14 protein-coding genes and 1 pseudogene are annotated in these 13,833 nt (G+C 66.1%); 12 read left to right on the top strand and 3 right to left on the bottom strand.

What is annotated here, in order from left to right; translation table 11 throughout:
- Positions 1–88: 88 nt before the first annotated feature.
- From G6N33_RS16970 to G6N33_RS16925, 10 genes are all read left to right on the top strand, one after another.
- Entirely contained in the window at positions 89–1,150 is a 1,062-nt protein-coding gene (locus tag G6N33_RS16970) for an LLM class flavin-dependent oxidoreductase (protein ID WP_231382473.1), read from the top strand.
- Positions 1,147–2,646 carry a class I adenylate-forming enzyme family protein gene (locus G6N33_RS16965; RefSeq protein WP_044508137.1) on the top strand — a complete coding sequence of 500 codons (1,500 nt, stop codon included), beginning with the start codon at positions 1,147–1,149 and terminating at the stop codon, positions 2,644–2,646. Before G6N33_RS16970 ends, G6N33_RS16965 begins: the two co-directional genes overlap by 4 nt.
- Entirely contained in the window at positions 2,643–3,809 is a 1,167-nt protein-coding gene (locus G6N33_RS16960; protein ID WP_049919013.1) for an acetyl-CoA acetyltransferase, read from the top strand. The genes G6N33_RS16965 and G6N33_RS16960 overlap by 4 nt, the downstream gene beginning before the upstream one ends.
- Positions 3,806–4,201 carry a Zn-ribbon domain-containing OB-fold protein gene (locus G6N33_RS16955; RefSeq protein ID WP_044508141.1) on the top strand — a complete coding sequence of 132 codons (396 nt, stop codon included), beginning with the start codon at positions 3,806–3,808 and terminating at the stop codon, positions 4,199–4,201. Before G6N33_RS16960 ends, G6N33_RS16955 begins: the two co-directional genes overlap by 4 nt.
- Entirely contained in the window at positions 4,198–4,596 is a 399-nt protein-coding gene (locus G6N33_RS16950; RefSeq protein WP_044508142.1) for a nuclear transport factor 2 family protein, read from the top strand. The genes G6N33_RS16955 and G6N33_RS16950 overlap by 4 nt, the downstream gene beginning before the upstream one ends.
- Positions 4,597–4,856: 260 nt before the next feature.
- Complete coding sequence (locus G6N33_RS16945; RefSeq protein WP_049919365.1) at positions 4,857–6,875, top strand: alpha-ketoacid dehydrogenase subunit alpha/beta; 2,019 nt, start codon at positions 4,857–4,859, stop codon at positions 6,873–6,875.
- Positions 6,872–7,105, top strand: coding sequence for a lipoyl domain-containing protein (locus tag G6N33_RS16940; RefSeq protein WP_044508146.1), 234 nt, complete (start codon positions 6,872–6,874; stop codon positions 7,103–7,105). Before G6N33_RS16945 ends, G6N33_RS16940 begins: the two co-directional genes overlap by 4 nt.
- Positions 7,102–7,953: an enoyl-CoA hydratase/isomerase family protein gene (locus G6N33_RS16935; RefSeq protein ID WP_044508148.1), complete on the top strand. Its 852-nt coding sequence runs from the start codon at positions 7,102–7,104 to the stop codon at positions 7,951–7,953. The genes G6N33_RS16940 and G6N33_RS16935 overlap by 4 nt, the downstream gene beginning before the upstream one ends.
- 6 nt (positions 7,954–7,959) lie before the next feature.
- The gene (locus tag G6N33_RS16930) at positions 7,960–8,760 is read left to right on the top strand and encodes an enoyl-CoA hydratase/isomerase family protein (RefSeq protein ID WP_044508150.1); all 801 of its coding nucleotides are present in this window, start codon (positions 7,960–7,962) and stop codon (positions 8,758–8,760) included.
- 2 nt (positions 8,761–8,762) lie between these two features.
- A complete protein-coding gene (locus G6N33_RS16925) occupies positions 8,763–9,515 on the top strand; it encodes an enoyl-CoA hydratase/isomerase family protein (protein ID WP_231382474.1) in 753 nt (250 codons plus the stop codon).
- A gap of 2 nt (positions 9,516–9,517) precedes the next feature.
- Here G6N33_RS16925 and G6N33_RS16920 read toward each other — a convergent pair whose 3' ends face one another.
- Positions 9,518–10,720, bottom strand: a complete 1,203-nt coding sequence (locus tag G6N33_RS16920) for an acyl-CoA dehydrogenase family protein (protein WP_044508155.1) — start codon at positions 10,718–10,720, stop codon at positions 9,518–9,520.
- A gap of 2 nt (positions 10,721–10,722) precedes the next feature.
- The gene (locus tag G6N33_RS16915) at positions 10,723–11,535 is read right to left on the bottom strand and encodes an enoyl-CoA hydratase-related protein (RefSeq protein WP_044508157.1); all 813 of its coding nucleotides are present in this window, start codon (positions 11,533–11,535) and stop codon (positions 10,723–10,725) included.
- Positions 11,536–11,636: 101 nt separating this feature from the next.
- Here G6N33_RS16915 and G6N33_RS16910 point away from each other — a divergent pair, with 101 nt between their 5' ends.
- Positions 11,637–12,833: a cytochrome P450 gene (locus tag G6N33_RS16910; RefSeq protein ID WP_044508159.1), complete on the top strand. Its 1,197-nt coding sequence runs from the start codon at positions 11,637–11,639 to the stop codon at positions 12,831–12,833.
- Entirely contained in the window at positions 12,830–13,627 is a 798-nt protein-coding gene (locus G6N33_RS16905) for an enoyl-CoA hydratase/isomerase family protein (protein ID WP_044508161.1), read from the top strand. Before G6N33_RS16910 ends, G6N33_RS16905 begins: the two co-directional genes overlap by 4 nt.
- On the opposite strand, the pseudogene G6N33_RS27515 reads toward G6N33_RS16905, so the two are convergent.
- Positions 13,590–13,805, bottom strand: a pseudogene (locus G6N33_RS27515) (SDR family oxidoreductase); the annotation flags it as partial. The gene G6N33_RS16905 and the pseudogene G6N33_RS27515 sit on opposite strands and share 38 nt — an antisense overlap.
- Between the last annotated feature and the right edge of the window lie 28 nt (positions 13,806–13,833).

The raw sequence follows: 13,833 nt of genomic DNA, 5'->3' as shown, positions 1-13,833 counted from the left end.
CGATATCTGTCCAATCGTGCAGTATTGTCGCAGTCAGTGCAACTACTTTTACCGACTAACAGCGGGAGGGACCGACATGAAGTTCGGCGTGTTCATCCTCGGCGACAAGCCCAACCACCTCAGCGAGCGGGAGGTGCTGGCCAACGTGCTGGAGGAGGCGCGCTGGGCGGAGGAACTCGGTTACGACGAGATCTGGCTGGCCGAACACCACTTCTCGCCCTACGGCATGCTCCCGGACCTGCCGCAGGTGGCGACGGCCATCGCCGCGCAGACTGAACGCATCCGCATCGGTACCGCGTGCATGGTGGCGCCCTTCCACGAGCCGATTCAGCTGGCCGAACGGATCGCCTTAGTCGACGTCCTATCCGGCGGGCGCTTCGACGCCGGCTTCGGGCGCGGCTATCAGTCTCATGAGTTCAAGGGTTTCGGCATCTCGATGGACGAGGCCACCGGTCGATATCAGGAGTGCGTGGAGATCGTCAGTCGCCTTCTGACGGAAGAGAACGTCAGCTTCCACGGCAACTACTTCCAGCTGGAGGACGTCACGATTTACCCGCGGCCGGTGCAGCAGCCGATCCCCGTGTGGGGCACCGTGATGAAGACGCCGTCAAGTTTCGAGTGGCTGGCAGAGAAGGGTTTCGGGGCGATCATCGGCAATCCCTACCAGGTGGACCCCGATCTGCAGGGAGCGCTGGACATCTATCTGAAGGTGCAGTCCCAGAAGGGGCTTGACGCCGCCACGGGCAACGTGTGGGCGCTGTTGAACGCCTTTTGCCACCACGACGACGCGTTCGCCCGCAGCTACCCACGCGAGAGCGTCGAGTTGTCCATTCAGACCCATCGCAAGTATTCGAGCCCGTTCGAGCGCGGCGGTGAGATTCCGGCCGACTACAAGGCCTACTCGGACTGGTTCGAAAAACACGACAAGCAGAGCTATGAGCAGGTGTTGAATTCGCACCTCACGCTGATGGGTGACCCGGACCGCATCGTCGACAAGATGCGTACCGTCGTCGACATGGGCTGGCGCAACATCATTTTGCGCATGTCGCGCGGCGGCGCCATGGACCGCACAAAAGTGTATGAGTCGATGAAGTTGTTCGCCCAAGAGGTGATCCCTGCGGCGACCGAGCTCGCGGCAGCCGCGGCTTGAGCCAGCAACTCGCCGAGCGCATCCGCGCCGTGCTCACCCTCGACCCGCGGGCGCCCGCGATCGAGTATGAGGGCCGGTGGGTGGATTGGCAGGAATTGTCGGACATTGCCGCGGGCGTTCAAAGTTGTTTGGGAACAGCCGGTTTGGGTCCGGCTTCCCCCGTCGGCCTGGTGCTGCGCAATCATCCCGCGATGGTCGGAGCCCTGCTCGGCGTGTTGTTGGCCGGTGGTTGCGTGGTCACGATCAACCCGTCACAGGGCGACGCCGGGCTCCGTGCGGACATTGGCGACCTGCGGTTGCCTGCGATCGTGGCATTACAGACGGACTGGGAGCGCGACGGGGTCGCCGGCGCCGCCGCCGGCGCGCTGGGTATTCGGGCGTCGAGTGACCCGACCGGTGCCACCGTTGTTGATGGGCGGGGAAATCTCGGACCGGGCCCGTTCCGCCCGCCCGCCGAAGGCATCGCCGTCGAGATGCTGACGAGTGGCACCACGGGACCGCCCAAGCGAATACCGCTGTCCTACAGCTCCTTTGAGCACACTGTCGCGGCGGCGGGCGCACATTACAGTGTTAGACCCGGGCATGCCTCGGAGCTGCGACTGCGCTCGGGCGTCGCCATTGTCTCCTCTCCCCTGGTGCATATGTCAGGGTTGTTCCGCACTCTGCTCAACATCTGCGAGGGAAGAAAGATCGCGCTCCTGGAGCGATTCCGGGTCCCAGACTTGGTGGATTTGCTACTCCGGCACCGACCGAAGGCCGTGAGCCTGGTGCCGTCGGCGATGGCGATGGTGCTCGACGCGGGCGTGGACCCGGAGGCCTTTTCCAGCGTCGAGGTGGTGACCTCGGGAACCGCGCACCTGCCGGTCGACGTGCAGACGAGGTTCGAGTGTCGCTACGGCGTCGCGGTGCTGCCGTCTTACGGGGCAACGGAATTCGCCGGCGGCGTGGCCGGCTGGAACCTCGCGCTGCACCGGCAGTGGGCGAGCGCCAAACGCGGAAGTGTGGGCCGCCCGCAGCGCGGCCGGGAGATCCGTGTCATATCCCTCGAGGACGACACCGAAATGCCGGCCGGCAAGCAGGGCCGCATCGAGGTTCGCACCACGGGTGGGGATTGGGTGCGGACCACCGACCTCGGCCGGGTCGACACCGACGGTTTCGTGTTCATCGACGGGCGCATCGACGACGTCATCATTCGCGGGGGTTTCAAGGTCAATCCGTCCGAGATCGTCGGTGTGCTCCGGAGCCATCCGGCTGTCCGCGATGCCGGCGTGACCGGCCTGCCCGATGAACGGCTCGGCCAGGTGCCGGTCGCGGCGGTCGAGTTGACCGACGGCGCGCGCGCCACGCCGGAGGACCTGCTCGCCTACGTGCGTGAACGGGTGAGCCGTTACTACGTCCCTGCCCGGGTGGTCGTGGTCGAGGAGTTGCCCCGCACGCCGTCGCTCAAGGTCAGCCAACCAGCGCTGCGCGAACTCTTCGAAGGGACAGGAAGTTGACGACCCGAGGTGTGGCCGCGATTGTCGGTGTCGCCGACGAGGTTTCGCCGAGCGGGGTAATCGATGTGCCACTGCGCGAGCTCGAGGCGCGCGTGATCACCGCCGCCCTGGCCGATGCGGGGTTGTCGCTGCGCGATGTCGACGGGCTGTGCACCTGCACCGGCGGGACGCTCATGCATTCGGTGGAGCTGGGCGAGTACCTGGGGATAGCTCCGCGGTTCACCGACGCGACGCAGACCGGCGGCGCCAGCTACGGGTTGTACGTCGAGCACGCCGCCGCGGCGATCGCGGCCGGAAAGGTGGAGACGGTGGTGATCGTCTATGCGTCGACGCCGCGCGCCGCGCGCAAGCGTGGCGAAACGGGCCTCGGCGTCTTCGCCACTCCCGAGCGGCTGGAATGGGAGACGCCGTTCGGGGTGATGCTCCCCATCAGCGCGTACGCCCTGGCGGCCAACCGGCACATGGCGACGTACGGGACGACGCCCGAACAACTGGCGCAGATCGCCGTCGACACCCGGCGGTGGGCCGCGCTGAACGAGCGGGCTCACCTGCGCGAGGTGATCACCGTGCAGGACGTCCTGGACTCCGGCTTCATCGCAGAACCGGTGCACAAGCTTGAGTGCTGTCTGGTCACCGACGGCGCTGCGGCACTGGTGGTTACGAGCGCCGAGCGTGCCCGCGACCTGGACAAGCCGCCGGCCTTCGTCCTGGGTGCGGCGTCGGCGGCCTCGCACGCAATGATTTCCCAGATGCCCGACCTCACCGTCACCCCCGGGGCCTTCTCGGGGCCGGCCGCCTTCCGTGCCGCAGGCCTGACCCCGGCCGACATCGACGTGGTCGAGCTCTACGACTCGTTCACCATCACGGTGTTGTTGGCGCTCGAGGACCTGGGCTTCTGCCCGAAGGGCGAAGGCGGTCCGTTCGTCGTGGACGGCGCATTGGGACCCGGGGGTGCGCTGCCCGGTCAGACGTCCGGCGGTGGTCTCGCCTACACCCATCCCGGGGCGTTCGGGGCCTTCCTGCTCGTCGAGGCCACGCACCAGTTGCGTGGCGAGTGCGGTGAACGCCAGGTCCCAGACGCGAAAACCGCTGTCGCACACGGCACCGGCGGGGTTCTCTCGGCGACATCGACGGTGATTTTGGGAACCGAGGCAACGCTATGAGCGAAACCGTCCCGGTTCCCGCGCCCAGCCCGGCGTCCGCGCCCTTCTGGGACGCTACCCGGCGTCGCGAGTTGACCATCCAACGATGCGAGTCGTGCGCGCGGCTCGTCTGGTACCCACGGTTCGCTTGCCCGCACTGCGGCGGATCGTCGCTGCTGTGGGAGAAGTTGAGTGGTGACGGGGTCGTCTACGCGGTCAGCGTGCACCATCGGGCCGCGCTCCCGGCACTGGCCGACAAGGTGCCCTATTCGGTGGTCTTGGTCGATCTCGACGAAGGTGTCCGCCTGATGTCGAACGTGTTCGGTCCCGCTCCCGCTGTGGGTGACCGTGTCACCGTGGCGTGGGTACCGCTCGAAGACGGCCGCAATCTCGCGGTGTTCGAGCCGAAGTGAGTCGCGATACCGCGCTGCGCCGGTTCCGCGAAGAACTGGTGTTGCGGCACGTCGCCGCCGAGAATGCGCGAGACCTGGGGGCGGCGATGGCCACCTTCACCTATCCCCGCTACGAGATCATCCCTACCGGAATGGTTTTCGACGGTGACGAGGCGGTCCGCGCAATGTTGCTGCAGCAGTGGACGGATCTCCCCATGCTGCAGTACTCCGCCGAGGCGATCTACCACGGCGAAAACGGCCTGGTCGTGGAGACCCGAACAACCGCGCCCGGTACACCGATCGACATGTTGAGCGTCAACCTGTTCGGGTTCCGCGGGCCAGATCTGGTGCTGGAACGGTGTTATTTCGATCGGATGCTGCTCGCTGAACAGCTCGAGTCGACCCGCACGCCTTAGCCGCCTGCAGCGTCATCGCGCGGCGGAGAACGGGCCGGGAAACAGCGTGGCGAAGGTTGTCCCTGCGCAGGCAAATCGAGGGTCGGCGGCGCCGTGCACGTGAGTGGGCAGGCCATCAGCGGCCCGCAGAGCTGGTCGCTCGAGCATCGCGGTCGAAGTTCTCCTCAATCGCGCTTGAGTCGCCTATCGGACGACTGAACAAATATCGTCATATTGTATTGTATGCTCGTCGGCGGAGTGCGCATCGCAAAGGAGTGGTGATGGCCACGCAAGTAGACACCGGAACCCGGGCCATGAGTAGCGACCGTGCCGTCGAGTTGTATCGCCTGATGAGCAGGGTGCACCACAGCGACCAGCGCGTCCGAAAAGGCCTGTCTTCCGGCGAAATCGCAATGAGCTACTGGCCAGTCGACGGACAAGAGGCAATGTCGGCGGGGGCTGCACTCGCCCTGTCCGAGACGGATCAGCTGGTCACTACCTATCGTGGGCTTGGCGACGTGGTGGCCAAGGGCATCGACCTGCCCGGGTACTTCGCCGAGATCTTGGGCCGCGGCACCGGCCTGTCGAAGGGCAAGGCCGGCGCCATGGGCATCTACGACCCCGACCACGGGATCGCGTGGACGACCGGCATCGTCGGTGCGGGCCCGCTGATCGCGAACGGGATCGCATTGGCGGAGGCCATCAAGGGCAGTGACCGCGTGGTGCTGGTGAGCTTCGGCGACGGGGCGACCAGCATCGGCTACGTCCACGAGGCGATGAACATGGCGGCGCTGTGGGCGCTTCCGGTGGTGTTCTTCTGCCAGAACAACGCGTGGGCCGAATGCACGCCGGTGGCGGGTTATACCCGCTCGACGCGATTGTCAGACCGTGCCGCCGGGTACGCGATGCCTGGCGTCACGGTCGACGGCACGGACCCGCAAGCGGTTTACCGGGCCGTGACCGAGGCCGCCGAGCGCGCACGGTCGGGCGCCGGCCCGTCGTTCGTCGAAGCGGTCGCCTACCGCCTGCAGGGACACTACTTCGGCGACCAGATGCCCTATGCCGACCCGGACGAACTGGCGGCCAAGCGCGCCGACCCGCCCTTCGCCCGGTATCGGCGGCGGCTGACCGACGCGGGTCTGGCCGATCAGGCCGACCTCGATCGCATCGACGCGGATCTCATTGCCGAGATCGACACAGCCTTCACCGCCGCGCGGGACGCCGAGTTCCCCGACACCGACGAACTGACCCGCGACGTGTTCGCCGCGCACGGCGTCGAGATCGCGGCACCGGTGACCGACCGTGCCGCGATTCCGGAGGGCGAAACGGAGACCCTCGGCCTCGTGCAGGCGATTCACCGCACTCTGGACCGCGCGTTGGCGGCCGACGATTCGGTCGTGCTACTCGGCGAGGACATCGCCGACCCGTCGGGCGGCATGTTCAAGATCACCGCCGGGTTGTCCACCAAGTACGGCGCCCACCGGGTACGCGACACTCCGATTGCCGAGTCCTCGATCATCGGCGCTGCAGTGGGCGCGGCCCTGGGCGGGCTCCGCCCCGTGGCGGAGCTCATGTTCGTGGACTTCCTGGGTGTGGCAATGGACCAGATCGCCAATCACGCCGCGAAGATCCGCTACATGTCCGGCGGCCGACAGGGCGCACCGCTCGTCATCCGCGCGATGGTGGGCACGGCGGCCGGCCCGCAACACTCCCAAGCGTTCGAGGCCTGGGCGATGCACACACCGGGCATCAAGGTGGTGTGGCCCAGCACCGCCGCCGACGCGGTCGGGCTGCTCAATGCCTGCCTGGCAGAGCAGGATCCATGCCTGTTCATCGAGTCGATGAAGCTTTACTACGGCGGTGGCAAGGGGCCCGTGCCGACGGCCGACTACGTGATCCCGCTCGGCCAGGCCGACGTCAAACGCGCCGGCACCGACGTCACAATATGCACCTACGGCAGTCTGGTGCACGCCGCGCTCGATGCCGCCGACCAGCTTGCCGCCGAGGATGTTTCGGTAGAGGTGGTTGACCTGCGCAGCCTGGTGCCGTTGGATCTGGGGACGGTCCTCGACTCGGTACGTAAGACCCGTCGCCTGGTGGTGGCCCACGAGTCCGTCGGCTTCTGCGGGCCCGGCGCCGAAATCGCAGCGGCGGTCGGCACAGAGCTTTTTGGCGTGCTGGTGAGCCCGATTCAGCGCGTAGCGGGAGCGTACACGCCCGTGCCTCGGGCAGCGACATTGGAAGCCGCCTGCCGTCCGGACGCCGCGCGGCTTGTCGAAGCGGTCAGGAGAATCGCGTGACGGAGGTGCGGATGCCGAAACCGGGCGACGCGATCACCGAGGCCGAGGTCACCGAACTCTACGTAGCGGACGGTGCCCACGTCTCCGAGGGGGATCCCCTGTACCAGATCGCCACCGACAAAGTCGAAATGGACATCGAAGCACCGGCCAGTGGCATCGTCACATGGAAGATCAGCGGCGGGACGACCTATGACGTCGGTGAACTGCTCGCCGTGATCGAGGCGCGGTGAACGCTTTACCGGATTCCGTCGACGTCGACCTCTGCGCCCCCGAGCTCGAAGGCAGGATCGACGGCGACACCCTGACCGTCACCATCAACCGACCGGAGAAGAAGAACGCCGTCACCGCCGACGGCTATCACGGGATCAAACGGGCAGCGATGATCGTCGCCGACGAGCCGGACCTGAACTTCCTGGTGATTACCGGGATGGGCGACGTGTTCTGCGCGGGCGGTGACATGAACGCGCTGCAGAATCAAGACCGCGGGTGGGACGCGTTCACCGAGTCCTACGACGGCACACCGTTCGAAACGCTGGGCAAGATACCGAAACTCGTCGTCTGCGCCGTCAACGGCATTGCCATGGGCGGCGGCTTGGTGATGACGTTGTTCGCCGATCTGGTCGTCGCTTCCGATCGCGCGCGGTTCCGCGTCCCGGACCTTACCCGCGGCGTATATGAGGCGTTCGTCGCCGCGCGCCTGCCGCAGCGGCTGGGTACTCTGCGCGCCAATCACCTGATCTACGGCAATGATTGGATCGAAGCGCAGGAGGCCGAGCGTCTCGGGCTGGTCGGCAAGGTCGTTGCGCACGACGCCCTGCGGTCGGAGGTCGATGCGCTGCTTGAGAGAGTCCGGAAGACGGGCCCGGCCGCGCGTGCGGCCGTCAAACGCGAAATGGCGCGCGCGCTGCCGCCCGTCGACGTGACGGGCTACTGGTCCTCAATAGGAACCGCTGAACAGATCGAGGCCTTTACGGCGTTCCTACAGAAGCGATCTCCGGATTGGGCGGTCAATCATGACCGAGACGCGTTCGTCCAAACCAGACGATCGGCGTGGCTGGCGCCGCGCGAGGACGGCTGACCGCCCATGACCGAGCTACCGCAGGGCACGTCGGAACTGACCGGGTGCGAGGAGATCCTCGTGGCCTCCGACGGTCCCGTCCGGATCGTGACGCTGAACAACCCTGACGACGCCAACGCGGTCAACAACACGATGCACACGGCATTTACGAGACTGTGGGCGACGCTGGCCGAGGATCCCGAAGCGCGCGCGGTGTTGATTACCGGCACGGGCGATTACTTCTCTGCCGGCGGCAATTTGGTGGAGTGGCTGGAAACTCACGTTAACAACCCGGTGACCCGACGTGCCGGGATGCGGGACGCCCGGCGCATCGTGCGCGACATGATCGACTTTCCGCTGCCCGTCGTCGCGGCGGTCAACGGGCCCGCGGTCGGCTTTGGATGCAGCATCGCGGTGTTGTGCGACATCGTCTTGATGTCCGATCGGGCCTTTTTCGCCGACACTCATGTCGCCAGTGGCCTGGTCGCCGGCGATGGTGGCTCGGTGCTCTGGCCGCTGCTGATGAGCCTGTTGAAGGCCAAGGAGTATTTGATGCTCGGCGAACGCATCAAGGCCGATAAGGCGGTCGAGTTGGGCTTGGCCAACCGGGTTGTTCTGCATTCGGATATCAAGCAGGAGGGTCTGTCGATTGCCCACCGCCTCGCCGCGTTGCCGCCCCGGGCCGTGCAGGATACGAAACGGACGCTGAACTTGCATGCCCAGCGCGCGATCACCGGCATCCTCGAATACGGGATCTCAGCCGAGACAGAGTGTTTCACCACGCCCGAGCATCGGGCCGCCATCGACAAGTTCCTCGGCCGACAGTGACAGTGAGCGATCCACTGATTCGCCGCGAAGACCGCGACGGCGTAGCCCTGGTGCTGCTCAACCGGCCGCGACAGCGCAACGCCCTGCGCTACGAGTCGTGGACCGAACTGTCGGAGGTGCTTCACCGAGTCGTCGCGGATGACCTTCGTGGCGTTGTGTTGGCGGGCGCGGACGGCTTCTTCTGTGCGGGTGGCGATTTGAAGACCGGGCCGGCACACGGCACTGGCCCGCTGGGCCCGGCCGGGCGTGTCGAACATGCCCAACGCGTGCTGGAGCAACTCAAAGCGGTGCCGGTGCCGACCATTGCCGCGATCGAGGGAGCGGCCGTCGGCCTCGGTTGGAGCCTGGCGCTGTCGTGCGACTTGGTCGTGTGCGCGTCCGACGCGTACTTCGCCGCGCCGTTCGTGGCTCGCGCTGTGGTTCCCGACGGCGGGTTGGCGTGGCGCCTGACGCAGCAGTTGGGGAAGCATCGCGCCGCGTCGTTGCTGCTGCGCGGGGTCCGCCTGTCAGCGGCTGAGGCCGAGCGGCTGGGGCTGGTCACCGACGTGGTGGCGCCGGGATCGGCGATGGTGCGTGCGCAGGCCATCGCCCTCCAGCTGGCGCAAGCCGAAACCGGGGCGGTCGAAATGACCAAACGGCTGATCAATTCCGCTGAGGCCGCGCAACTCGCCGCCTTTCATCCGCTCGAGCTGGCGATGGCGACGGTGGCGCAGCAGCGTTCGGCGGCCGCCAAAGGACGAGCCGCCTACTCCTGACGTCAGCGCGGCATGCCCAAACCGACAGTCGAGATCAGGTCGCGTTGGATCTCGCTGGTGCCACCACCGATCGTGTGGAGCACCGACAGCAAGAGACCTTCGGAGAAGTGCCCGTCGAGCACGGCGCGGGGATCGTCCGGCATGAGTTCGCCTGCCGGACCCAGGATCTGGGCCCCGAGGCCGCGAAGTTCCGCGGTCAGTTCGGAGTGATACAGCTTCGACAACGACGGCAGCGCGGGATCCAGCGCGCCGGCAGCCTGTTGGTGCGCCACCCGGTACGACAGGGCGCGGCCCACCTCAACGCGTTCGACGGCGCGGGCCAACGCGATGCGGTTGGCCGGATCGGACAGCGGGTCGTGCGTTGAGCCCCTCTGCGCATGGCACCAGTCGATGAGCTCATCGAGATAGCGCTGCGCCTGGGCCGCCCTGGTGACATTTGACCGCTCGGCGTCGAGCAGCGCCTTCCCGACCGTCCACCCCTCCCCCTCGGCCCCGACGAGGTTGGCCGCCGGCACCCGTACACCGTCGAAGAATTCCTCCGCGAACGTCGGATACCCGGTCATGGACCGAATGGGCCGGCGCGTGATCCCCGGACTCTCCAGGTCCACGAGGAAGAACGAGATTCCGGCTTGGCGTCTGTCCGCCACCGGCGAGGTGCGGGCCAGGACGAAAATCCAGTCCGCTAGCATGCCGTTGCTGGTCCAAGTCTTTTGTCCGTCGAGGACGTACTCATCGCCATCTCGTCGAGCCGTCATGCGCAGCGACGCCAGGTCCGAGCCGGCCTCCGGCTCCGAATAACCCTGTGCCCACATCCGTTCCGAGCGCGCAATGGCGGGCAGATGCTCCGCCTTTTGTTCGGCCGTGCCGTATTTGAACAACACCGGTGCCAGCATGTTGACGCCGTTGGTGTTCACCAGCGGCGCGCCTGCATAAGCGAGTTCCTCCCGAATGACCACCTGTTCGACGATCCCGCGTCCGCCGCCTTCGTACTCGGCGGGCCAGTGCGGCACGAACCATCCCTGCTCGTGCAACTTTCTGCAGAACGCGATGGCACGCTCGTGGGCGTCGCGCGGCAAGTAGTCGGGATTCGCGGCGCTGCGGCGGAATTCGTCGGCGAGGTTGTGTAACAGCCACTCACGGACGCAGGCCCGCAGTGACTCGGTGCTTTCGTCACCGCCAAATTGGATGATGGGCTTGCGCGGCATGGCTAGATGCGCTCGGTGGGTTTGGAGCCCTTCTTCATCAGCTCCGCCATGAATTGCTGGAACTCCTTGCTGCCGGTCACCATCGCCTGCAGGTCGTTGGTGGCCTGCTGATGGGTGCGGAACCCCATCGTCTCCCACGCGCGGATGACGCCGGACTTGACGGCCTGCAACGTGATCAGCGGCGCCTTGGCGATTTGTGCGGCCAGTTCCTCCACCGTGGCCTCCAGCTGGTCGGCGGGGACTACGCGGTTCACCAGACCGAACTCGAGCGCTTCCGCCGCGCTCAACCGCTGAGCGGTGTACAGGTATTCGGCGGCTCGCTTGTAGTTCATGAAGACCCATGGCTCGAACATGGTCTCGGCGCCCGGCAGGCCGAACCCCGGCACCAGAGGCATCTGAAACCACGCGTCCTCCGAACACACGGTGATCTCGGGGATCAGCGCCCAGGTGGTACCCCCGCCGATCGCGTACCCGTGCACCTGGGCGATCACCGGCTTGGGAAATTCCCACAACTTCAGCACCGGCCACAGGAACAACTGTGCGGCGGAACGCCACACCTTTCCGGACGCTTGCAGCTCCGCCATGAACTCCGGATACGCACCGGTGGGGATGTGGCCGGAGCAGAACCCCTTACCGTTAGCCTTGATGATGACGACCTTGATGTCATAGTCGTACTGCGCGTCGTCAAGCGCCTCGTTGACGCTGTGGACCATTTCCGAGCTCTGGGCGTTGGCGGCGTCCGGGTTGTTGAGGATGATCCGCGCGATTGGGCCGTCCTTCTGGTAGATCACGTGCTCGAGTTCTCGCGTTTCCATCGTTCGTCCTCCTCAACACCGGGCAGATGATCACCACGCCGTCAGCATGGTGCAACTATACAGATAATGTATTAGTGTTCTTTGGCGAAGGGACGGTGCCGATGACGACGATCGAGTTACGTTGGGATCCGTTCGACCGCGCGTTGCACCAGAATCCGTACGGGGTCTGGAAACGACTGCGCGACGAGGCGCCAACTTACTACAACGACCAGTACGGCTTCTACGCCTTGAGCCGGTTCGCTGACGTGATCGAAGCGTCGCTGGATACCGAGACGTTTTCCTCGTCGCACGGGATCACCCTCGACGCGATCACCAACGAGCCGTGGCCGTCGCCCCGGCCGATGATCATGATGGATCCGCCCGACCACACCGCACTGCGAAAGATGGTCAATCGCACGTTCTTTCGCGCCCAGATCGCCCAGCTTGAAGACAGGGTTCGCTCGTTGTGCTGCGCCTACTTGGATGCGTTCGTCGGCACCGACGGCTTTGACTACGTTCGCGACTTCTCGATGAAGCTACCGGTGATGGTGATCAGCTCACTGCTGGGTTTCCCCGAGGAAGACCACGACAACCTGCGCGAGTGGTCGGATGCCCAGCTACACCGCGACGAGGGCACGACCCAGCTGAGTGAAGAGGGCCAGCGGGCCAACGCGAAGCTGCTGGGCTACTACGCCGACCAGATTCAGCAACGGCGGGCCGCACCGACCGACGACATCGTCGGCAGCCTGATGACATCCGACCTGGCACAGGCGGGCCGCGAGACCCGTCGTCTCGACGATGGTGAAGTGTTGATGTTCATCGCGATGATCAACGTCGCCGGCAACGAGACGGTTGCGCGTCTGCTGGGGTGGGCCGCGCTGACACTGGCGCAGTACCCCGACCAGCGGGCCAAGCTGGTCGACCGCCCCGACCTGATCGGCAACGCCGTCGAGGAACTGCTGCGTTACGATGCGCCGTCGCCCGTACAGGGCCGCTACACGAGACGCGACGTCTCCTACCACGGCACGCTCATCCCGGCGGGCTCGCGCGTTGCCCTGCTGACCGGTTCGGCGGGCCGCGACGAACGCCAATACGAGAATCCCGACGTCCTCGACGTCGAGCGCGCGGGGATACGCCACATCAGCTTCGGCCACGGCTCACACTTCTGTCTGGGCGCGGCGCTGGCCCGGCTGGAAGCCCGGGTCGCTCTTGAAGAGACATTGAAGCGGTTCCCTGCCTGGGATGTCGACGAAGGCGCAGTGACATACGTACACACCAATTCCGTGCGCGGCCCCGCCAGCGTGCCGATGCGGCTGTGACTCCCGGCCTTTCAGTCCGCACCGAAGGCGCGGTGCTCTGGTTGGTCTTGGACCGCCCCGAGGCCGGCAATTCGGTGACGCGGGCGGTGCAGCAGGCACTCATCGAAAACCTGCGGTCGGCCTCCGACGAGCCAGGTGTCAGGGCAGTGGTCCTCACCGGCCGCGGTGACAAGCATTTCTGTACTGGACCGAATCTGCGCGACCCCGGAATGCAGCCCAAGAAAGATCGGGTGGCGGGCGACGCCGCCCGCATCTTGCGTACCGGGTCCCAGGCGGTGGTGTCCGCGTTGCTCGACTGCGAGAAGCCCGTCGTATGCGCGCTCAACGGGATCGCCGCCGGCGTGGGCGCCAGCATGGTGCTGGCCTGCGACCTCATCGTGGCCTCCGAAAGTGCCCGCATCATCGCGCTTTTCGCCAGGCGCGGGCTCGCACCCGACGGGGGCGCCGCCTATCTGCTGGCGCGCAAGGTCCCGTTCAACGTCGCAAAGCAGCTGCTGTTTTTCGCCGAGGAGCTGTCCGCGGCGGAGGCCGAGCGCATCGGTCTGATCAACAAGGTGGTGGCCGCCGACGACCTGGAAACCGAGGCGGCCGCCTGGGCCCAACGGCTCGCGAGCGGGCCGACCCGGGCGCTGGCGGCGGCCAAGGCGATGTTGAACCAGGCGTTCGACGTCGACCGCGATGCCGCTTTCCGCACCGAGGCGCTGTTGGTGGAGCAGGTCGCCGCGACCGACGACGTCGCCGAGGGCATGACGTCCTTCACCGAGCGACGCGACCCGAAGTTTCGCGGCCGCTGATTGGTGTTTCCGATCGGTACAGACCCAGTTTCAGACCCGCACCCGCGTCGACGAACAATTGCTGTCCGGTGATGTCACGCTACTCGTCGGAGACAAGGTACACCACGAGATAGGACACATCCTCCGGCTCGATCCAGGCGACGGGCATCCCCCGCAGCACGGGGAAGACGATCTCGGCGTAACACGAAGGCTGCGACACTCGATTG

This window comes from Mycobacterium simiae (assembly GCF_010727605.1).
Taxonomy (GTDB): domain Bacteria; phylum Actinomycetota; class Actinomycetes; order Mycobacteriales; family Mycobacteriaceae; genus Mycobacterium; species Mycobacterium simiae.
Note: the sequence above shows the minus strand (reverse complement) of the source record. Positions and strands in the feature narration are given on the sequence as shown.